This window comes from Amycolatopsis thermophila, from assembly GCF_030814215.1.
Taxonomy (GTDB): Bacteria; Actinomycetota; Actinomycetes; order Mycobacteriales; family Pseudonocardiaceae; genus Amycolatopsis_E; species Amycolatopsis_E thermophila.
The window spans coordinates 3,433,119-3,452,358 of the sequence record NZ_JAUSUT010000001.1; the positions used below are offsets into that span (position 1 = coordinate 3,433,119).

General features: G+C 71.7%; 21 protein-coding genes. 10 read left to right on the top strand and 11 right to left on the bottom strand.

Going from position 1 to position 19,240, the window contains the following annotated elements; all coding sequences use genetic code 11:
- Positions 1-16 precede the first annotated feature (16 nt).
- Both FB470_RS16910 and FB470_RS16915 read left to right on the top strand, forming a co-directional pair.
- Positions 17-1,018, top strand: a complete 1,002-nt coding sequence (locus FB470_RS16910; protein WP_306992685.1) for a glutathione S-transferase family protein — start codon at positions 17-19, stop codon at positions 1,016-1,018.
- A 22-nt stretch (positions 1,019-1,040) separates the two neighbouring features.
- Positions 1,041-2,681, top strand: coding sequence for a thiamine pyrophosphate-binding protein (locus FB470_RS16915; RefSeq protein ID WP_306992687.1), 1,641 nt, complete (start codon positions 1,041-1,043; stop codon positions 2,679-2,681).
- A gap of 1,215 nt (positions 2,682-3,896) precedes the next feature.
- On the opposite strand, the gene FB470_RS16920 is transcribed toward FB470_RS16915, so the two are convergent.
- Positions 3,897-4,898, bottom strand: coding sequence for a zinc-binding dehydrogenase (locus FB470_RS16920; protein ID WP_306992689.1), 1,002 nt, complete (start codon positions 4,896-4,898; stop codon positions 3,897-3,899).
- Between the two features lie 470 nt (positions 4,899-5,368).
- Between FB470_RS16920 and FB470_RS16925 the strand changes: the two genes are divergently transcribed.
- On the top strand, positions 5,369-5,560 hold the full coding sequence (locus tag FB470_RS16925; protein WP_306992691.1) for a DUF2795 domain-containing protein: 192 nt from the start codon (positions 5,369-5,371) through the stop codon (positions 5,558-5,560).
- A 1,193-nt stretch (positions 5,561-6,753) separates the two neighbouring features.
- On the opposite strand, the gene FB470_RS16930 is transcribed toward FB470_RS16925, so the two are convergent.
- The 3 genes from FB470_RS16930 to FB470_RS16940 form a co-directional block, all read right to left on the bottom strand.
- The gene (locus FB470_RS16930; protein ID WP_306992694.1) at positions 6,754-7,584 is read right to left on the bottom strand and encodes an alpha/beta fold hydrolase; all 831 of its coding nucleotides are present in this window, start codon (positions 7,582-7,584) and stop codon (positions 6,754-6,756) included.
- Positions 7,585-7,896: 312 nt separating this feature from the next.
- On the bottom strand, positions 7,897-8,790 hold the full coding sequence (locus tag FB470_RS16935; RefSeq protein WP_306992696.1) for a PaaX family transcriptional regulator: 894 nt from the start codon (positions 8,788-8,790) through the stop codon (positions 7,897-7,899).
- Positions 8,791-9,033: 243 nt separating this feature from the next.
- The gene (locus tag FB470_RS16940) at positions 9,034-9,459 is read right to left on the bottom strand and encodes a winged helix-turn-helix domain-containing protein (RefSeq protein WP_306992698.1); all 426 of its coding nucleotides are present in this window, start codon (positions 9,457-9,459) and stop codon (positions 9,034-9,036) included.
- Positions 9,460-9,505: 46 nt separating this feature from the next.
- On the opposite strand from FB470_RS16940, the gene def reads away from it, so the two are divergent.
- Complete coding sequence (def, locus tag FB470_RS16945) at positions 9,506-10,153, top strand: peptide deformylase (protein WP_306992699.1); 648 nt, start codon at positions 9,506-9,508, stop codon at positions 10,151-10,153.
- Here def and pepE read toward each other — a convergent pair.
- Entirely contained in the window at positions 10,122-10,832 is a 711-nt protein-coding gene (pepE, locus tag FB470_RS16950) for a dipeptidase PepE (protein ID WP_306992701.1), read from the bottom strand. The two genes, def and pepE, sit on opposite strands and share 32 nt — an antisense overlap.
- Positions 10,833-10,929: 97 nt before the next feature.
- Here pepE and FB470_RS16955 point away from each other — a divergent pair, with 97 nt between their 5' ends.
- Positions 10,930-11,361 (top strand): TIGR03667 family PPOX class F420-dependent oxidoreductase, encoded by a 432-nt coding sequence (locus FB470_RS16955; protein ID WP_306992702.1) that lies wholly within the window; start codon positions 10,930-10,932, stop codon positions 11,359-11,361.
- 80 nt (positions 11,362-11,441) lie between these two features.
- On the opposite strand, the gene FB470_RS16960 is transcribed toward FB470_RS16955, so the two are convergent.
- On the bottom strand, positions 11,442-11,702 hold the full coding sequence (locus FB470_RS16960; RefSeq protein WP_306992703.1) for a helix-turn-helix domain-containing protein: 261 nt from the start codon (positions 11,700-11,702) through the stop codon (positions 11,442-11,444).
- A 66-nt stretch (positions 11,703-11,768) separates the two neighbouring features.
- On the opposite strand from FB470_RS16960, the gene FB470_RS16965 reads away from it, so the two are divergent.
- Entirely contained in the window at positions 11,769-12,056 is a 288-nt protein-coding gene (locus tag FB470_RS16965) for a GntR family transcriptional regulator (protein WP_306992705.1), read from the top strand.
- A 23-nt stretch (positions 12,057-12,079) separates the two neighbouring features.
- On the opposite strand, the gene FB470_RS16970 is transcribed toward FB470_RS16965, so the two are convergent.
- Complete coding sequence (locus FB470_RS16970) at positions 12,080-13,129, bottom strand: J domain-containing protein (RefSeq protein ID WP_306992707.1); 1,050 nt, start codon at positions 13,127-13,129, stop codon at positions 12,080-12,082.
- A 54-nt stretch (positions 13,130-13,183) separates the two neighbouring features.
- Here FB470_RS16970 and FB470_RS16975 point away from each other — a divergent pair, with 54 nt between their 5' ends.
- Positions 13,184-13,765, top strand: a complete 582-nt coding sequence (locus FB470_RS16975; protein WP_306992708.1) for a hypothetical protein — start codon at positions 13,184-13,186, stop codon at positions 13,763-13,765.
- On the opposite strand, the gene FB470_RS16980 is transcribed toward FB470_RS16975, so the two are convergent.
- The 4 genes from FB470_RS16980 to FB470_RS16995 all read right to left on the bottom strand — a co-directional run bounded on the left by FB470_RS16980 (position 13,749) and on the right by FB470_RS16995 (position 16,640).
- On the bottom strand, positions 13,749-14,141 hold the full coding sequence (locus FB470_RS16980) for a DUF2237 family protein (RefSeq protein WP_306992709.1): 393 nt from the start codon (positions 14,139-14,141) through the stop codon (positions 13,749-13,751). The genes FB470_RS16975 and FB470_RS16980 overlap by 17 nt on opposite strands.
- A gap of 51 nt (positions 14,142-14,192) precedes the next feature.
- A complete protein-coding gene (locus tag FB470_RS16985) occupies positions 14,193-14,465 on the bottom strand; it encodes a hypothetical protein (protein WP_306992711.1) in 273 nt (90 codons plus the stop codon).
- Positions 14,466-14,545: 80 nt separating this feature from the next.
- Positions 14,546-15,883 carry an MFS transporter gene (locus FB470_RS16990; protein ID WP_306992713.1) on the bottom strand — a complete coding sequence of 446 codons (1,338 nt, stop codon included), beginning with the start codon at positions 15,881-15,883 and terminating at the stop codon, positions 14,546-14,548.
- Positions 15,884-16,001: 118 nt separating this feature from the next.
- The gene (locus FB470_RS16995) at positions 16,002-16,640 is read right to left on the bottom strand and encodes a TetR/AcrR family transcriptional regulator (RefSeq protein ID WP_306992714.1); all 639 of its coding nucleotides are present in this window, start codon (positions 16,638-16,640) and stop codon (positions 16,002-16,004) included.
- A gap of 65 nt (positions 16,641-16,705) precedes the next feature.
- On the opposite strand from FB470_RS16995, the gene FB470_RS17000 reads away from it, so the two are divergent.
- The 3 genes from FB470_RS17000 (at position 16,706) to FB470_RS17010 (ending at position 19,219) form a co-directional block, all read left to right on the top strand.
- A complete protein-coding gene (locus tag FB470_RS17000; protein ID WP_306992716.1) occupies positions 16,706-18,490 on the top strand; it encodes a bifunctional sugar phosphate isomerase/epimerase/4-hydroxyphenylpyruvate dioxygenase family protein in 1,785 nt (594 codons plus the stop codon).
- Between the two features lie 70 nt (positions 18,491-18,560).
- The gene (locus FB470_RS17005; protein WP_306992717.1) at positions 18,561-19,007 is read left to right on the top strand and encodes an SRPBCC family protein; all 447 of its coding nucleotides are present in this window, start codon (positions 18,561-18,563) and stop codon (positions 19,005-19,007) included.
- Entirely contained in the window at positions 19,007-19,219 is a 213-nt protein-coding gene (locus FB470_RS17010; RefSeq protein WP_306992718.1) for a KTSC domain-containing protein, read from the top strand. The genes FB470_RS17005 and FB470_RS17010 overlap by 1 nt, the downstream gene beginning before the upstream one ends.
- Positions 19,220-19,240 lie beyond the last annotated feature (21 nt).

The following is a 19,240-nucleotide window of genomic DNA, read 5'->3' on the forward strand; positions in this document are numbered from 1 at the left end:
AATCTACGCTGAGGGAATGACCATTCCGACGGATCCGGAAACGGGCGAGTTCAAGCGATCGCCGAACCGCTTCACGGCGCGGATCACCGCCGACGGAGCGGACGGCTGGCCGGTGGAGGCGGGCCGGTACCGGCTCGTGGTCAGCCGCGCCTGCCCGTGGGCCAGCCGCGGGCTGATCGTGCGGCGGTTGATGGGACTGGAGGAAGCGCTGTCCGTCGCGATCGCCGATCCCATCCAGGACGAGCGCAGCTGGCGGTTCACGCTCGACCCGGACGGCCGCGATCCGGTGCTGGGCATCAGGTTCCTCGGCGAGGCCTACCACGCTGCCGACCCGGACTACGACGGCGGCATCAGCGTGCCGGCGATCGTCGACATCCCCAGCGGCAAGCTCGTCACCAACGACTACCCGCAGATCACGCTCGACCTGGATACCGAGTGGGGCGCGTACTACCGCGACGGCGCGCCGGACCTGTACCCGGAGAAGCTGCGCGACGAGATCGACGAGATCAACCGCGCGGTGTACCGCGACGTGAACGCGGCGGTGTACGAGGCGGGGTTCGCGACGAAGCAGTCCGCCTACGACGACGCGTACCGCCGGCTGTTCGCGCGGCTCGATGCGCTTTCGGATCGGTTGTCGGGGCAGCGTTATCTCGTCGGCGACACGATCACCGAGGCCGATATCCGGTTGTTCACGACGCTCGTCCGGTTCGACCCGGTCTACCACGGGCACTTCAAGTGCAACCGGAACAAGCTGACCGAGATGCCGGTGTTGTGGGCGTACGCGCGGGATCTGTTCCAGACGCCCGGTTTCGGTGACACGGTGGACTTCGACCACATCAAGCGGCACTACTACCAGGTGCACGAGCAGGTCAATCCGACGCGGATCGTGCCGAATGGTCCGGACCTGTCCGGCTGGGCGGAGCCGCACGGCCGCGAGGACCTGGGCGGACGACCCTTCGGGGACGGTTCGCCCCCGGGGCCGCCGCCGGCGAACGAGGTCGTGCCGCCGCAGTGGTGACGCGGTGCCCTACGCTGACGGCGTGACGAAGACCGGCGCCCAGCACCTCGCGGACGCGCTGCTCGAGCTCGGGGCCGAGGTCGTGTTCGGCCTGCCGGGCGTGCACAACCTGCCGATCTGGGAGGCGCTGGCGGACAGTCCGCTGCGGCTGATCGGCGTCCGGCACGAGCAGACCGCGGGGTACGCCGCGGACGGGTTCGCCAGGGCGACGGGGAAGCTCGGGGTCGCGATCGTGACGACCGGCCCCGGCGCGGCGAACACGATCGCCGCGGTCGGGGAGGCGATGGCGTCCGGGTCGCCGGTGCTGGTGATCGCGACGGACATCCCGGCGAGCCTGCGCCGGCCCGGCACCGTGCGCGGTGTGCTGCACGAGACCAGTGACCAGGCGGCGTTGTTCGCGCCCGTGACGAAGGCGACGTTCACGGTCGAGGCGCCGGAGGACCTGGCGCCGACGATCCTGCGCGCGGCGCGGCTCGCGCAGCGGCCGCAGAGCGGGCCGGTGTACGTCGGTGTGCCCACGGATTTCCTGCGGCACAACGGTTTCCGTGGTCCGGACCCGGAGCCGACGGAGACGTTCCCCGCGCTGGCGTTGTCGGATCTCGACGCGGCGCGGCGGATGCTGGCGATGGCGTCGAAGCCGTTGATCTGGGCGGGTGGCGGCGCGGTGCGGGCCGAGGCGGGGCCGGTGATCGGGCAGCTGGCGGAGAAGCTGGCGGCGCCGGTGATCACGACGTTCGCCGCGCGGGGGCTGTTGCCGCTAGCGCACCCGTGTGCCGCGCCGAACCCGGTGCACGCGCCGGAGGTGGGCGCGTTGTGGGACGAGGCCGATGTGGTGCTGGGCATCGGGACCGATTTCGACGGGTTGATGACGCAGAACTGGCTGATGCCGAAGCCGCCGAAGCTGATCGTGATCAACGTGGACCCGAAGGACGCGGCGAAGAACTACCCGCCGGACATCACGCTCGTCGGTGATGCGCGTGATGTGGTGCCGCAGTTGTTGCAGGGGTTGCCGGCGCGGCCGGGGTTGGGTGAGCTGAAAGAGCGGTTGCAGCGGATTTCGGAGCAGGTGCGCCGGCGGGTGCGCAGTGAGGAGCCGCAGGCCGCGGATTTCCTGCGCACGCTGGAGGAAACGCTGCCGGAGAGCGCGATGCTGGTGGCGGACATGTGCATCGCCGGGTATTGGGCGGGCGGGTTCCACCGGGTGCCGGCGCCGCACCGCTTCGCGTACCCGATGGGCTGGGGCACGCTGGGTTTCGGTTTCCCGGCCGCGCTGGGCGCGGCGGCCACCGGGGCCGGCCGGGTGGTCTGCATCAGCGGCGACGGCGGGTTCCTGTACGGCTGCGGTGATCTCGCGACGCTGGCGCAGGAGTCGCTGCCGGTGACGGTGATCATCGTCGACGACGGTGGGTACGGCATGCTGCGGTTCGATCAGGACCGGGAGGGGTTGCCGCACCGCGGGGTCAACCTGCACACGCCCGACTTCGTCGGCCTGGCCCGCTCCTTCGGTGTGGACGCGGGACGCGTGGAAGGCTTCGGCCGCGCCTTCCGGCGCCTCCTGGGCGAGTTCGTCCGCAGCGACGAGCCGAACGTGCTGGTGGTGAGGGCCTCCCTGAAGCCGCCGGTGAACACCTCGCCCCGCTGGTACCGCGCGAAGCGCCGCTGACCGCCGGTCGCCCGCTGGGGGGGTGGGCCGCGGGCGCCGACTGAGCCGGCTGCGGTGGGCACGTTTCGGACGGGGTGGGTCGGGCGTGCGACGGCCCGCTCGGCCGAGGTCGGGACCGTGCGCGGCGTCCGCACGCTTGCGCCCAGCGGGAACCTGCGCGCCGCGGGCGGCGGACCTGCGTATGCCCGCGAGCGGCGGCCACCGGCGAGTGACTGGCGCGCTCCTGGCCGGTGGCGTGCGGGGAGGTGAGTAGTGCAGGCCTGCTGGTGGGGCGACCAGCGGCGGAGCAGCGGGCCCGTAACCGGCGTACGCCCACCAGCGCGCGGCCAGCGGGCGAGTGATTGGCGCGCGCCCGGGCGGCGGCGACCAGTGGGAGGGCCCGTGTCGGGCGGGCAGGCGAGTAGAGCAGGCCTGCTAGTGGGTGACCAGTGGCGGAGCAGCGGGCCTGTGACCGCCGTGCGCCCGCCAGCGGCGGCCAGCGGGCGAGTGCTTGGCGTGCGCTCGCCGGCGGGCGGCCGGGGATGGCCTGCGGCCGCGCAGGCGGGAGGCGGGTAGGGCATTAGTGCGCGGCCGCAGGCGCGCGGCTGGCGGGAGGACTGCCGCCGCACGGATGGGCGGGTAGGGCACTAGTGGGCCCGCCGACGGGCGGCTGGCGGGAGGACTGCCACCGCACGGGCGGGAGGCGGGCAGGCGCCTTGCGCCGAGCGCACGCGGGCAGGCGAACGGCCGGTGCTGCCAGAGCAGTGTTGGTCGCCGCAGCGAGCCACTGCGCGTGGTGTGGTGTTCGCCGCCGGAGGGCGGGTGCTGCCTTGCTGGGGCGACCGTGTCTGCTGGCCTGGTGCTGGCAGAGCTGTGTTGATCGCCGCTGTCAGCCTCGCCCAGGCCGGGGCACTCCCCGCGCCGTGCCGGTGTGCACGGTCGTGCGGCGCCCTGTGTGCAGGCCGGGACGCTCCCCGCGCCGTCCTGGTGCGCACGGTCGCGCGGCGCCCGTGCACAGGCCGGGGCGCTCCCCGTGCCGGGCCGGTCTGCGCCGTCGCGTGCTCGCGGTCCGGGTCAGCCGGTACGTACGGGCGCTCGCCGCGCTGGGTCGGTGGTGGCATTCGGGGCGGGAAGCCGTCGCGTGCCGCCACGGCTGGGTCGGTCGTTGCCTTGTTGGTGGCCTGCGCTCGGCGGGGTTTGGCTCCTCCAGAACCCCGCCGGCGGGCACGCCGGGGGTCAGTCGTTGAGCACCACGACCTTTCCGGCGGCCTGGTTGGCCTCCATGTAGGTGTGCGCGGCGACGATGTCGTCCAGCCGGAAGACCCGGTCCACGTTCGGGTGGTAGACCCCGCGGGCCACGCCGTCGACGATCTGCTGCAGCGCCTCGCCCCCGGCGGTGCCGCGGATGTCGTTGCTCTGGAACGCCGTCAACTTCGTGCCCGAGGGGATCATCGCCACCGGTTCGAAATCGGGCACCACCCACTTCCCGCTCAGCATCCCGGTCATGCACACCGTGCCGCCGCGGGCGACGAGCTGCAGGGAATCCACCACCGTCGGCGCCCCGACCAGGTCCAGCACGTAGTCCGGCCCATCCGGCACCAGGGCCCGCACGTCCGCCGCGATGTCGCCGGAGTCCACCACGACGTGGTCGGCCCCGGCCTTCTCCAGCGACGCGACCTTCTCCCGCTTCCGCGTGGTCGCGATCGTCACCAGCCCGCGCTCCCGCGCCAGCGACAGCGCGGCCATCCCCACCGACGACGTCCCTCCCCGCACCAGCAGGGTCTGCCCTGGCGAGGTCGACCCGAGCACCTCGAGCGACCCCCACGCCGTCAGGTACGTCTCGGGCAGGGCGGCGAAGACGTCCCACGGCAGCTCGGTGCGCACCGGGATCAGCAGGTCGTCCGGCAGCAGCGCGTACTCCGCGTAGCCCCCGTCGAACTCCCGGCCCATCTCGCCCATCACCGCGGCGACCGTGGTGCCTGGCGCGAGCCGTGGGTCCCGCGACTCCACGACCTCACCAACGCACTCGATGCCCAGGACCCGCGGGAACCGGACGTTCGGCGAATGCCCCTGCCGCGTCATCAGCTCCGACCGGTTCAGCCCGAACCCCTTCACCCGGACGAGCGTCCAGCCGTCTCGCACCTCGGGCGTCGGCACCTCGCGGACCTGCAGTACCTCCGGCCCGCCCGGCGCGTCCATCACCACCGCGCGCATCAGTTGCCCCCTTGTTGCAGCCATGTCCGGAGATTAGCCGGGGGGTACGACAATTTTCGGTGGCTCAGTCATCGCCGCGGTCGACTTTGGCGGGGATCGGCCGCTCGCGGAGGGCGGCGGCCACCGAGTGGAGGTTTTAGACCCACGCCAGGCCCGGGATGGTGAAACCGATGTCGCCGAGGGCGCCGTTGATCTCGCTGATCACGTGGTGTGCGCCGTCGTCGGAGGGTCCCCACCCACGTCGGGGAGGCCATGATGAGGACCCCCGAGTTCACGATCTCCTCGCGGATTCAAGGCCAGTCGTCACCTTCGTCCCTGTCACTGCTGACGCCCGGGCTTGACGCGCAGTCCGGCCGCGACGACCTCGCAGTTCACGACCGTCGCGCGCATGGGACCGGCTTCCCGGCCGGTCTGTTCCCGAAACGGGACGAGTGAGGGACGCCGGGCTGGGTAGCCCCACGAACGTCAAGGACAGCAAGGGGAAAGGAGGGACCATGGCGGCCCCGAATCCGATTCAGATGCAGAAGTTCCTGTCGGGCGTGGACTACCCGTGCACGCGGGACAAGCTGGTGGACCACGCGCAGAGCCAGGGTGCCCCCGACGACGTCCTGGACCACCTGCGGAAGCTGCCGGACCGCGAGTACGACGGCCCGAACGCGGTGAGCGCCGAGTTCACGAACACCTGACCCGGCTTGACGTCGCCTCCCGCGGCGCCGTGGCTGCCACGGCGCCGCGAGTGCTGCCGGGCACCGGCATGGGTGAGTTGCCCCTCCGTGACCGGGCTGATGGCGGCGAGACGTGGACAGGGCGGGTGGTGAACGTGGGGCGAGGGGTGGCCCGCAGGGTGCCCGGCGTGGCGAGGACCGCGCCTCGCGGGGCGGACCGGGTCGCTGGCGTGGCGAATCATCTTCCTGGGGTGGCAGGCACGGTTCCTGGCGTGGCGAGGAGGGCGCCTGGAGTGGTGCATCGGCTGGCTGGGGTGGCGGGCCCGCTGCCCGGGGTGGCGAGCCGGATGCCAGGGGTGGTTAGGACAGTGCCACGGCGGCGAGACGGTGTCACGGGTAGCTAGCCCGCTGGTCGATGGCGTGGCGGATGGGGCGAGGACGGTGCCTTCGGTGGTGGACCGCGGGCCAGGGGTGGCGCACCGGCTGCGTGGGATGGCAGGCAGGGTGCCCCCGTGGCGAGGACGACGCCTGGAGTGGCGCACCGGCTGGCTGGGGTGGCGAGCCGGATGCCACGGCGAGGACGCGCCTTTCGTGATGGACCCGCCTGCCTGGGGTGGCGCATCGGCTGGCTGGGAGGCGAGCCGGATGCCTGGCACGGCAAGGACGATGCCTCGGGCGGTGAGCGGGATTTCTGGGGCGGCGAGGTTCGGCTGGGCCGATGCCCGGCCGTCGAGTCGGGAAGGTCGATGTGGCACCAAGCGTGCCGCGCGGAGGGTCGCGTAGGGCGGAACTTGGGCGGGCCGATAGCCGCATAGCGATGCGCACCGGCGAGTGACCCGGTTCGCGGGGGACTCCAAAACCAGTGTCGGGCCGAGTCGACGCCCGGAGACAAGTGTCGAGTGGCACGCACCCTGCGGGGACCGGCAGGGGAGGGGTTGTGAGCGCGTGTGGAACGGCGGAGCGATGTGATCGCGATCGGCTCTCGGCGCCTCGCCCGCCCAGCCCGGGCTCCCTGCGCCCCGCCGGGCGCCCGCCCAGCCGCGGCTTCCGGCGCCGAGCCACGACTCCCTGCACCGAGCCGCGGTTTCCAGCGCTCAGCTCCCGGCGCGCGGCCGCTTGACCCGGCAGTACGCGCACACTCAAAATACTGCCGACACTGCGCCTGCCGCCCGCCCGGCCGCGGCGCTGGGTTTGCTGCCGACCGCTCCGCCGGATCAGTGCGCGCTCAGGTGCTCCAGCAGCAGGGCGGTCAGGACCTCGGGCACCTCCTCGGGGATCCAGTGCGTCACGTCCTCCAGCATCTGGAACGAGTACGCTCCCGCGACCCAGTTCTCGGTGTCCAGGGCGGCCGTCGAGCCGAACGCGACGTCCTCCGTGCTCCACACGTACAGCGTCGGCACCGTGACCTTGCCGATCTCGGCCCGGGGGCGGTTCGCGCGGTACCAGTTCAGCGCGGCGGTCAGCGCGCCCGGCTCGGAGAGCCGCCGGACGTACTCGTCGACCCGGCTGGCGGGCACCTTCCACTCGAACATCCGCCGCAGCGCCTCGCCGTTGTTGGCCAGCATCTGCTTTTCCGTGCCGCTCGATCGCCAGTCCCGCATGTACTGCGACCGCATCTGCTGGTCCTCGTCCGTCCGCAACGCGTTGCCCAACGCGCCGGGATGCGGTGTCGACACCGCGGTCAGCGTGCGCAGCCGGCCGGGGTGCTCGGACGCCGTCCACCACGCGGCCGCCGCGCCCCAGTCGTGACCCACGAGGTCGAACCGGGACCACCCCAGCTCGTCGGCGATGGCCAGGACGTCACCGACGATCGAGTCCATCCCGTACTCCGCGGCGAGCTCCGGCCGCACCCCCGGCGAGTAGCCGCGCTGGTCGGGCGCCACCGCCCGGTACCCGCGATCGCCCAGCACGGCGACCTGGTGCTCCCACGAGACGGCGGCCTCGGGGAAACCGTGCAGCAGCAGGACGGGACGGCCGTCGGCGGGGCCGGCCGCGATCGCGTCGAACGAGCCGGCCGCGGTGGGGATGCTCAGGTACTCCATCACGCCCCGAACCCTACGGCCTGCCACCGACAGTTTTCCCACCATCCCGCGCCGCGCCGGGAACGTCGGCACCCGTTCGGGCGACGCGTGGCGGGAGGGTCGACGGTGCGCCCGAGTCGCGACGATGCCAGCGTCCGAACAGGACGGTGACCGCGTCTCGGGCCAGATGTCCCAACCTTTGGGACGAACGTCCTGAGACTCAGCCCATAGGGCGTGGCGCGGCGAGGCCGGGCGTCTGCGGGCGCGCGGCCCCAACGCGCGAGTCCACCGGCAGGGGCACGAAGGCATCGCCACGGTGGACTCTGCGCCGCACTGTCAAGCGGCTTCCTCCGCGCCGACCAGTTCGTCCCAGTGCCGCTGCGCCACCGGGCGCCATTCGACGTGCCTGCGGTGGAACAGCTCGGCCGCCTTGGCGCCGCTCCAGTTCGGCGGCAGCAACCGTCCGGGCAGGCGCGGGTCGAGGAACGGGAAGCGGCGCCATTCGTGCACCAGGCGGGTCTGGGCGTGCAGCACAGCTTCGCCGGAATCCGGTGCCAGCGCGGCGAATTCGTCGATGAAGTCCTCGTACCGCTCCTCGAGGGCGGTCAGGTCCCACGCGCGCGCGACCATCGCGTCCTCGTCGCCGATCTTGCCGTACGACGCGACGAACGACATCGCCTCGGCGTGCAGCCCGAGGTCGCGCACGATCGTGCACGCCTCGTCCTGGCGACCGGGGTGCGGGCTGATCCACACGCCGGGCGTCGGCGAACCGAAACCCGCCCACGTCAGCCGCGTGCGCAGGCTGTGCCGCAGGTCCCGCTTCGTCTCGGGCACCGACACCAGCAGCATGAGCCAGGTGCCGTCCCACGGCGTGTCCTCGCGGCCGAAGCCGTAGATCCGCTCCGCCCCCTCGGACAGCAGCCGCCGGCCCGGCGCGGTCAGCGACCACCGCACGCGGCGGCCGTGCCGCTCGGACACCAGCCAGCCCTCCGCCGCAGTGCGCGCGAGTGCCTGGCGGGCGGACTTCTCCTCGATGCCGAACGTGCCCAGCACGTCGACGAGCGTGGATGTCCACACCGGCCGGTCACGGGGCAGCACGAACTCGCCGAGCACGGTCATCAGCACCGACCGCGCGCTCGTATGGCTGACCTCGCGCCGCCTGCTCACGGTGGGGCGGGCCGTGGTGTCCGCGATCGCGCTCACCTCCCGCGAAGCTGACCAAGACGCCATTGGCGTTGCTCAGGCTAGCCCACGCGGACCGGATCGCGGAGCGCGGTCGGTCAATGGCGAAAATACGACAGGTCGTGCACCGAATTCATTCGGCCCGGTGCGCTTCCGCTGGTCCGGCCCGCGGTGGGTGAATGATCTGTTCGTCACGGGCGCATTTGCCCGCAGGGGTGCGGAACCAGGCGGCAACCGCAGCAGCTGCCAGCGGGGCGGTGAATGTGCAAACGCCGTCCCGGGTGGTGGAACTCAGTGCCGGGTGGGTGTCGAAAACACGTGGAAATCGACCGTGACGGCCCGGGTTCCCGCGCCTTCCGGGGCCCGTTCCGGATAACGCTCGATCAGTTCCCGCATCGACTCGGCGAGCTCGTTCAGCTCGTCCGGAGTCAGGTGCAGGACCGTGGTGAACCCGGGGTCGGCGAGATCCGGTTCCGGTGAATTCTCCGACGATTCCCAGCGCAGCTGCCAGGGCCTGATCCGCCCGCGGCCGCGCGGCGCTTCCTCGATGAGGCCCTGCCGGGCCAGTTGCCGCAGGTGGAACGAGCACAGGCCGGAGCTGTACCCGAGCCGCCTGCTCGCCTCGTTCGCGGTCACCGTGCCGACCTCGGCCAGCAGGTCCAGCAGGGCGATGCGCACCGGGTGGTCGGGCAACGTCGTCTCGGGTCGGATCTCCACTTTGCAAAGTGTGCTACTTTGCAAAGGACTTGGCAAGGGAGGCGAGATGGCCGTCTACGTGCAGGGCAAGCCGGCCGGGGACTGCCCGCGGGTGCTGCCGGAGGCCGAGCGGGGCACGCCGCGGCGGATCACCGAGATCGGCGAGGTGATCCTGGCGCGCCCGTGCCGTCCCGCCACCGAGTTCGGCACCCCGGAGCTGGCGGCGCTGATCGACGACATGTTCGCGACGCTGTACGTCGCGGAGGGCGCCGGGCTGGCCGCCAACCAGGTGGACGTCGACCTGCGCCTGTTCGTGTGGGACTGCTGGGACGAGTACGGCGACCGGCACATCGGGCACATCCTCAACCCGGTGCTCGACGAGGAGCCGGTGTCCGCGCGCCGGCTGCTCGAAGCGCCCGAGGGCTGCCTGTCCGTGCCCGGCCCGTACGCGAAGCTGCCGCGCGCCGACCACGCCGTGGTGCGCGGCGTCGACCAGGACGGCGAGCCGCTGGTGATCGAGGGGCGGGGTTACTTCGCGCGGTGCCTGCAACACGAGACCGACCACCTCGACGGCGGCCTCTACGTGGACCGCCTGCCGCAGCGCAAGCGCAAGTCGGTGTTGCGGGAGATGGATAAGTCGCGCGACGAGGTGATGGCCCGCCGCGCCGAACTGGCGGAGGAGCTCAGGCGATCTCGTTCGCCAGAAGGTCGCTGAGGTCCGCGCCGGGGGCCAGTTCCACCGGTTCGGTACCGCGCCGGAACAGCCGTGCGCCCGGCTCGCCGCCGCCGAGGGTGAGCGTCTGGCCTTCGCGGCGCAGCCAGGTGCCCTCGCGCAGGCCGAGCACCGGGACGTCGTTCTCCTCGAGGAACTGCTGGATCCGCTCCTCGCGGGTTTCGCCCATGTGGGTGGACGACGGGTCGGGGTCGAGGTAGTGCGGGTTGATCTGGAACGGCACGAACCCGGCGGCGTCGAACGCCGGCGGCTGCACGATCGGCATGTCGTTGGTGGTGCGGATGGTGGGGCAGGCGACGTTGGTGCCCGCGCTCGATCCGATGTAGACGGTTCCGTGCGCCACCCGGTCGCGGATCGGGGCGAGCAGTTCGCGGCGGTAGAGCTGGCGCAGGAGCCGGAAGGTGTTGCCGCCGCCGGTGAACACGGCCTGGGCGGAGTTCAGCAGCTTGATCGGGTCGTCCTGGTGGGCGCCGGCGACCTCGACCCCGAACGGGGCGAGCGCCTTGGCGACGGCCGCGGTGTAGGCGTCGTGGTCGGCGAGGGCGAACGGCACGAACACCAGGCGCCGCACGTCGGCGAGCACTTCGGCCAGCGCGTCGGTCGCGTGCTCCAGGTAGCCGCGCCCGGGCGCGGTCGAGTTCGACAGCAGCAGCAGACGCATCGACGTTCCCTTTCCGGCGCTCGCTTTCCGCATTGCCTATCACGCGGGGCGGCGCGAGTTGCGGCGGAAGTGAGCTCGACCACCTACGCTGGGTGGCATGGCAGGTGACGTGCTTCCCGACCCGTCGAGCCCGTTCGGACGACGCGTGCGCGAGCGGCTGGAGGCCGAACGGGTCATCTGGCTGACGACCACGGGCGCCGATGGCACGCCCCAGCCGAACCCGGTGTGGTTCCTGTGGGCCGACGGCGGGTTCCTGATCTACAACGCCGCCAAGGCGAAACGACTCGACCACATCCGCGACCGGCCGCAGGTCTCCCTCAACTTCGACAGCGACGGGCAGGGCGGGAACATCGTGGTGTTCCGCGGACTGGCCCGGCCCGCTGACACCCAGCCCGCGCCCCACGAGAACGAGGCCTACGTGGAGAAGTACGGCGAGGCGATGCGGCAGATCAGGGGCAGCCACGAGGCGTTCTCGGAGGCCTACCCCCACGCGCTGCGCATCGAGGTCAACGGAGTGCGCGGCTTCTAGCGGCGCCGGCGAGCCGCGCGCTGGGCACGACGAAGGTGACCAGCGCGGCGAAGGGGCCGGTCACCGGTGCCGTCCGTGGCTCACTCCCGGTCATCCAGCAGCTCAGCGGGATGAACCCCGAGCGCCTCCGCCATCCGGAAGAGCGTGTCGAGCGTGATGTTGCGCGCCGGGCGGGGGGCGCCTTGCGCCAGTCGCGACCGTTCCAGCTCCGCGATCACCGAGCGGGAGACCCCGGCGCGGTCGGCGAGGTCGGCTTGGCTCAGGTCGCGGTCCCTGCGCAGTTTGCGCACGCGGATTGCCAGTGCGCGCAGGCGCGCGTCCAAGACGTCCTCGACAGCCACGGTCGCGCAGCCTACCAATGGTCGTTCCTGCCCTACTTTTTGTCGTTTCTATGCTACTGTGAAGGGGTGAGCAGAGAACTCGTCACCTCCGGTCCCGCCTACCTCTACGACCTCGTGGCCGACGACCTCACCCGGCGCATCGAGTCGGGCGAGCTCGCGCCCAACACGCCGCTCCCGGCCGAGCTGGCACTGGCGCGCCAATACGGCGTGTCGCTCGGGACGTGCCGCCACGCGACGAAGATCCTGCGGGACCGCGGGCTGGTGCGCACCGTCCCCTCGAAAGGCACGTTCGTCGCGGAACGGCCGCGGCGCATGCCGGTCTACTGCCTCGAGGCGTTCCGCTCTGTGGCGTGACCAGGCGCCGCCACCGCCCGGCCTCACGCCACCTGGGCGCGCACCTTCCGCAACAGCTCCACGTCCACGTGAGCGGCCTCGGCCGCCAGCCAGTCGCCGATCACCTGCACGAACTGGTCCGGGGTCATCGGCGGGGCCGGGACGTCGAAGTCCTCGTCGGTGGTGATCTCGCCGGTGCGGCTGGGGTACACGATCAGCGCGCCGCGCACCTCGGCTCCGGGCAGGAGTGCGCGGAAGGCGTCGAGGGCTTCCGGGAGCTGCGTCGCGCCGCCCAGGAAACGGCGGTCGTCGCGCCAGAGTTCGCCGTCCTCGTCGGCCGCGTAGTGCCCCGGCAGCCACGTCTTCGACTCGATCAGCACCAGGCGCCGGCCGGCGAGCACGGCGTGGTCGATGTCGGCGAACACCGAGCCCGGGAAGGCGAGGCCGTGGAAGATCCGCGCACACGGCAGGCGGGTCAGATACCGCTCCAGCAGCTCCGCCGTGAGCCGCTCGCCCCACTGGTCCGGCTCGCTCCCGGGCGCGCCGAACACCACGGTGCCACCGAACTCGTCGTCGAACGCGCGCTCGGCCCGCGCCAACTCCAGATGCCGCCGCACCAACCAGATCGCCACGGCCGAGGCGAGAACCAACCACACGGCCACGGCGAGCGCGCCCGCCATGACCGGCAGGACGACCAGCAACAACCACGCCAGCAACAAGGCCGCCGGCGCGTGCCCGGGCGCGTCACCCGGCCGGGCACGTCCACGCGCCGCGTCCCACCACTCCAACGCGTCCGGGTCCAGCACGGGCAGTTCGGCGGTGAAGCTCGGGTCCTCGCCCAGGCGTCGCCCCGGCCGCCGGGCGCGCACCGGGCTCGCGGTCGCGGCCGCCCGGTTCAGCGCCCGGTCGTAGGCCGCGCGCTGCAACGGGTCGACCAGCACCTCGTAGGCCTGCCGCAGCGCCTGGAACTCGTCGGGCGAACCGCCCGCGTCGGGGTGCGCGGTCCGCGCCTTCTGGCGGTAGGCCGACTTGATCTCGGCCGTCGAGGCATGCCGGTCCACCCCGAGAAGGTCGTAGTAGCCCTCGCCGCGCACGCGGTCACTTTATGTGGTCTCCGAAACCGGGACACATGTGGCTAGAGTCAGCCGGTGGTTCTCGACATGGCGGGCAGGCTGGGCATCCGCACCGGCCGGTTCGTCGCGCCCGCGGGGATCGCGTGCGTCCTCGCCGGTGCCGCCCTCTTCGTCCTCCCACCACACAGCACGCTGGCCGCGATGGCGCTCGGCCTGGCCGGTATCGCGGCGTTCGGACTGGGCAGCGCCCGCCGGGCCGGGGGCCGGTGGTGGGCGTTCGTCGCCGGCGTGATCAGCGCGGGTCTGCTGTTCGCGGCACTGTCCGTGGCCGGTCGCGGCCTCGCCCTGCGCGCCTTCGGCCACACCGAGACGTGCACCGTCACCGGCCGCACCATGATCGAAACCGGGGCGCGCTACCACCACTACGGCTTCGTGCACACCCTCGCCTGCGCCGGCGGCACCTTGACCATCCGCACCGACCCGGGCGACCGGCACGAGGTCGGCACCGAGGTGCGGGTCCGCACGGCCCGCCTGCTCGAACCGGACTTCGCGTCCCGGCACCCGCTGCTCCTGGAAGTGCCGGCCGTGCTGGGCGCGATCGCGCTGACCGCGGGCACCACCGTGCTTGTGCGGCGCTCGGTCAGGTCAGCGAGCTAGGGTCCGCGGGCACGTCGACCGCGTGCCGCTGCAGGGCCTCCAACGGGACGATGTCCAGCGCCCGCTCGTGCGTCGACGCGAGGACCACCGGCGCGGCCACCCCCGCTTCGTACGCCTGGCGCCACCGCGCGGCGACCACGCACCACCGGTCGCCTGGCTGCAGCCCCGGGAAGCCGTACTCGGGGCGGGGCGTGGACAGGTCGTTGCCGACCCCGCGCTGGTAGTCGAGGAACTCCTTGGTCACCACGGTGCACACCGTGTGGCTGCCGAGGTCGTCGTCACCGGTGGTGCAGCACCCGTCCCGGTAGTAGCCGGTCACCGGGTCGGTGCCGCAGGGCTCGAGTTCGCCGCCCAGAACATTGCGATCGGTTGTCATGGCAGTCCGTGCTGTCGTATCCAATCGTCCTTGGACAGAGCGTACTCGACGTCACCGTGTTCGGCGCCCGGAAGCGGATCGGGCCATTGCCCGAAGAACGTGCGCACGAACCGCAGACCGGCTGCCCCAGAACTCCCGTCGCAGCCGGTAGCCCAGTTCCACGTCGCCGTTGGCCAGCGGCCGGAACTCGAACCAGCCGGTGAACGCGCCGCTCGCCTTCTCGATCGCGGCGAAGAACCCCGTCCGCTCGACGACGTCACGGGAGGCCGCGGCGTCGCCCAGGTACCGCAGGATCAGCCGCTCGGTCTCCAGGTGGACGCGCATGCCCCGATCATGCCCACGGAGCCCGCCGGAGCGGGAGGACGGGCTGTCCACACCGGACACCCCGTCCTCCCGCCGTGGTCCTAGGCGGTCGCGCCGCCCGCCGAGGTCACGGTCCGGTGGCCGCCGGCCGGGGCTTTGCGGCCCAGGTCGGGAGTCGGGACGCGGTAGTTGTCGCGGCCGGTGAGCACCGCGATCACGTTGAGCACGCACAGCCCGGCGGTGAAGAGGGCGACGCCGACCCAGTTCGCGCTCTTGTCGCCGGCGATCGCGGCGGCGATGGTCGGCGTGAAACCGGCGATCGCGAACCCGATCTGCGTGCCGATCGCCATGCCGGACAGCCGCACCCGCGCCGGGAACATCTCGCCGTAGAACGCCGGCCACACCGCGTTCGTCGCGCTGTAGACGACACCGAACATCAGGATGCCCGTCACGAACACCAGCACGTAGTTGCCCGCCGAGATCGAGCCCAGGTAGGCGAAGATCAGCACCGCGCAGCCCAGCGACCCGCCGATGAACACCGGCTTGCGCCCGACCCGGTCCGCCAGCGCCGCCCACAGCGGGATCGCGGCCAGCGCGACGACGTTGGCGAGCACGCCGACCCACAGCATGGGGGAGCGGGCCAGCCCGGCCGAGTTGACGGCGTAGGACAACGCGTAGACGGTGAAGATCGTGCTCACCGCGGCGATCAGGGCCGCGACGACGACCCGCAGCACGTCGGCCCAGTGGTCCCGGAACAACACCGCCACCGGCAGCTTCGCCTGTTCCCGGCCGGCGACCTCGCGCTCGAACACCGGCGTCTCCTCGAGCTTGCGCCGGATCACGAACGCGACGACGACGACCACCGCGCTGGCCCAGAACGGCAGCCGCCAGCCCCAGCTCTGCAGCGCGGCCGTCGGCATCGCGGCGACCGGCAGGAACACCGCGGTCGCCAGGATCTGCCCGGCCTGCGTGCCGGAGAGCGTGTAGCTCGTGTAGTAGGCGCGGCGGTTCTCGGGCGCGTGCTCGAGCGACATCGAGTTGGCCCCGGCCTGCTCACCGGCCGCGGACAGGCCCTGCAGCAGCCGCAGGACCACGAGCAGCACCGGGGCGAGCACGCCGACCCGCCCGTAGGTCGGCAGGCAGCCGACGAGGAAGGTCGACGCGCCCATCAGCAGCACCGTGAGGACCAGGACCTTCTTGCGGCCGAAGCGGTCACCGACGTGCCCGAGGATGAACGCCCCCACCGGGCGGGCCAGGTAGCCGACGCCGAACGTGGCCAGCGCCAGCAGCGTGCCCGCGGTCGGGTCCGAGCTGGGGAAGAAGATCTTGCCGAAGACCAGTGCCGCGGCGGTGCCGTAGATGAAGAAGTCGTAGTACTCCAGCGCACTGCCTATCCACGCCGCCACCGCGGCCTTGCGGGGCTTGCCGTGCTCGACCACGTCGATGCTCCTGTCGCGTCAGTGCTCCGTTGCGCGCGCGGTTAATGTACCGTTTGGTTACGTACCAAATGGTGAGTTAGCGTTCCGGGGGTTGTCAAGCCGGGGAAGGGCGAAACGGTCAGTGCGCGGTCAGGTAGTCGACCAGCAGGTCGCCGAGCATCGTGCGGTAGTGCTCGCGCCGGCCGGGGTCGAGCATGTCGCGTTCGAAGATCGCCTTGAACGTGTACCGGTTGGCCGTGCGGAACACGCAGAACGCGCTGATCATCATGTGCACGTCCAGTGCGTCGACGTCGTCGCGGAACACCCCGGCGGCGCGGCCGCGCTCGAGGATGCGGGTGAGTACGTCCAGCGCCGGGTTCGCGAGCCGGGACAGCACCTCGGAACGGCCGATGTGCTCGGCGTTGTGGATGTTCTCGATGCTGACCAGCCGGATGAAGTCCGGGTGCGACTCGTGGTGGTCGAAGGTCAGCTCGGCCAGCTGGCGCAGGGCCTGGACCGGGTCGAGGTGGTCGACGTCGAGCTCCTGCTCCCGCGCGCGGATGCCGGCGTAGGCGCGCTCCAGCACCGCGATGTAGAGGCCTTCCTTGCTGCCGAAGTAGTAGTAGAGCATCCGCTTGGTGGTGCGGGTCTTCGCGGCGATCTCGTTGACGCGCGCCCCGGCGTAGCCCTGGTCGGCGAACTCGCGGGTCGCCACGTCCAGGATCTCGGCGCGCGTCCGCTCGGCGTCGCGCAGTCGTTCGGCGCTTCCGGTCGGCATATGCGCACCGTAGAACTCACCGACCGGTTCACCCGACACCGGCCCGTGCGAGAGGAGTCCCGGCCATGAGGCGAGGAATCGCCACCGTGTGCCTGTCCGGCACGCTCGAGGACAAGCTGACCGCCGCGGCCGCCGCGGGGTTCGACGGCGTCGAGATCTTCGAGAACGACCTGATCGTCTCCACCTCGTCGCCCGCCGAGGTGCGGCGACGCTGTGACGACCTCGGCCTGTCGGTCGATCTGTACCAGCCGTTCCGGGACTTCGAAGCGGTCCCGCCGCCGGTGTTCGAGGCGAACCTGCGCCGCGCCGAGCGCAAGTTCGACGTGATGGAGCAGCTCGGCGCCGACACGGTGCTGGTGTGCTCGTCGGTGTCCCCGGACGCGGTCGATGACGACGATCTGGCGGCCGAACAGTTGCACGCACTCGGTGTGCGGGCCGCAGAGCGCGGGATGCGCGTCGCCTACGAGGCCCTGGCGTGGGGCCGGTTCGTCGACACCTACGACCACTCGTGGCGCATCGTCCGGCGCGCCGGCCACCCGGCGGTGGGCCTGTGCCTGGACAGCTTCCACGTCCTGTCGCGGGGGAGCGACCTCGCGCTGATCCGGACCATCCCCGGTGAGAAGATCTTCTTCCTGCAGCTCGCCGACGCGCCCCGGCTGCACATGGACGTCCTGCAGTGGAGCCGGCACCACCGGCTGTTCCCCGGGCAGGGCGCCTTCGACCTGACCGCGTTCGTCGGCCACGTGCTGGCCACCGGTTACGGCGGGCCGTTGTCGCTGGAGGTGTTCAACGACGTCTTCCGCCAGGCCGACCCGGGCCGCGCCGCGGTGGATGCGATGCGCTCGCTGCTCGGGCTGGAGGAGTCGCTGGGCGAGCCGGCGATCGCGGCGCCCGAGCTGACCGGCCACGCGTTCACCGAGCTGGCCGTCGACGGCGAGACCGGGCCGCAGCTGGCCGCCGCGCTGACCGCGATGGGGTTCGCGCACACCGGACAGCACCGCTCCAAGCCGGTGCAGTTGTGGACCCAGGGCGCCGCTCGGGTGCTGCTCAACGAGACCGGCGGGCGGGCCGAGATCAGCGCGCTGGCCGTGGAGAGCGCGGACCCGGCACGCTCGGCGCAGCGGGCCGAGTCGTTCCACGCGCCGGTGCTGCCGCGGGAGCACCGCGCGGACGAGGCGGACCTGTCCGCGGTGGCGGCCCCGGACGGCACCGCCGTGTTCTTCTGCCGCGACGGCTGGCTGGCGGACTTCACGCCGACCGGCGCGCCGGCGACGAGCGCGGGCTTGGCCGGGACCGACCACGTGTCGCTGACCCAGCCGTTCGACAACTTCGACGAGGCCGCGTTGTTCTACCGGACGGTGCTCGGGTTGCACCCGGAGATGCCGACCGAGTTCGCCGCACCGTTCGGGCTGATCCGCAGCCGGGCGGTGACCAACCCGTCCAACACGGTGCGGATCGCGCTGAACGTGGCGCTGCTGCGGCGTGGTGACTGGGCGCCCGGTGTGCCTGACCCGCAGCACATCGCCTTCACCAGCGACGACGTGCTGGCCAGCGCGAAGGCGATGCACGCAGCCGGTGCGCCGCTGCTGGAGATCCCGGCCAACTACTACGACGACCTGGACGCCCGGCTCGCCCCGCCGCCGGATCTGCTGGCCGCGCTGCGCGAGTACTCGGTGCTCTACGACCGCGACGAGGACGGCGAGTTCCTGCACTTCTACACCGAGGTGCTGGGTTCGCGGGTGTTCTTCGAGGTGGTCCAGCGCATCGGCGGCTACCGCGGCTACGGCGCGGCGAACGCCCCGGTGCGAATGGCCGCCCACCGGCGGCTCCGCCTGTCGCGGCAGAGGTAGCGCGGCCGGGGCGTCATCGTGCCGGGGTGAGTTTTTCCGGAATCGGCGGTTGTGCCCTACCCTCGTTCCCGTGCCCGTCGACGTGAGCACCGACATCGTCATCGCAGTGCCGCGGGACAAAGTCGCGGCCTATGCGGGTGATCCGTCGAACGCGCCCCGGTGGTACGTCAACATCCTGGACGTGGACTGGGAAACCCGGCCACCGCTGCGCGAGGGTTCCCGGATCGGTTTCGTGGCGCGTTTTCTCGGCCGGACCCTGCGGTACACCTACGAGGTGATCGAACTCGTGCCGGGGGAACGGCTCGTGATGCGCACCGCGCAGGGACCGTTCCCGATGGAAACCAGCTACACCTGGGAATCCCTGGACGCGTACAGCACCCGAATGGTCCTGCGCAACCGCGGTGAACCGCGCGGATTCGCGAATCTCGCGTCCCGCTTGCTGACCGCGGCGATGCGACGCGCGAACAGCAACGATCTGCGCCGGCTGAAGAACCTGCTCGAAACGGGCCGCCACTAGTGCGTCGCCGTCCGGTTTCCTCGACCGCGCTCGCGTCCGTCGGGTACGACGCGACGCGCCGGGTTCTCGAGGTGGAATTCCGGCACCACGGCATTTACCGGTATCTGGGCGTGGAAAGCGCTATCCACCGCGCGCTGCTCGACGCGGACAGCAAAGGCCAGTACTTCCAGGAGCGCATCCGCGACCGCTACCCGTGCGAGCGCGTCGGCTGAAGGTTTCGCCGGCCGTTCGCC

Coding starts and splice junctions, on each gene's coding strand:
- FB470_RS16925 (WP_306992691.1), top strand. CDS start 5,369: ATGGCGGCCCCGAATCCGATTCAGATGCAGAAGTTCCTGTCGGGCGTG.
- pepE (WP_306992701.1), bottom strand. CDS start 10,832: ATGCGTCTGCTGCTGCTGTCGAACTCGACCGCGCCCGGGCGCGGCTAC.
- FB470_RS16910 (WP_306992685.1), top strand. CDS start 17: ATGACCATTCCGACGGATCCGGAAACGGGCGAGTTCAAGCGATCGCCG.
- FB470_RS16985 (WP_306992711.1), bottom strand. CDS start 14,465: ATGCGCGTCCACCTGGAGACCGAGCGGCTGATCCTGCGGTACCTGGGC.
- FB470_RS16980 (WP_306992709.1), bottom strand. CDS start 14,141: ATGACAACCGATCGCAATGTTCTGGGCGGCGAACTCGAGCCCTGCGGC.
- def (WP_306992699.1), top strand. CDS start 9,506: ATGGCCGTCTACGTGCAGGGCAAGCCGGCCGGGGACTGCCCGCGGGTG.
- FB470_RS16920 (WP_306992689.1), bottom strand. CDS start 4,898: ATGGCTGCAACAAGGGGGCAACTGATGCGCGCGGTGGTGATGGACGCG.
- FB470_RS16995 (WP_306992714.1), bottom strand. CDS start 16,640: ATGCCGACCGGAAGCGCCGAACGACTGCGCGACGCCGAGCGGACGCGC.
- FB470_RS16955 (WP_306992702.1), top strand. CDS start 10,930: ATGGCAGGTGACGTGCTTCCCGACCCGTCGAGCCCGTTCGGACGACGC.
- FB470_RS16935 (WP_306992696.1), bottom strand. CDS start 8,790: ATGGCGTCTTGGTCAGCTTCGCGGGAGGTGAGCGCGATCGCGGACACC.
- FB470_RS17000 (WP_306992716.1), top strand. CDS start 16,706: ATGAGGCGAGGAATCGCCACCGTGTGCCTGTCCGGCACGCTCGAGGAC.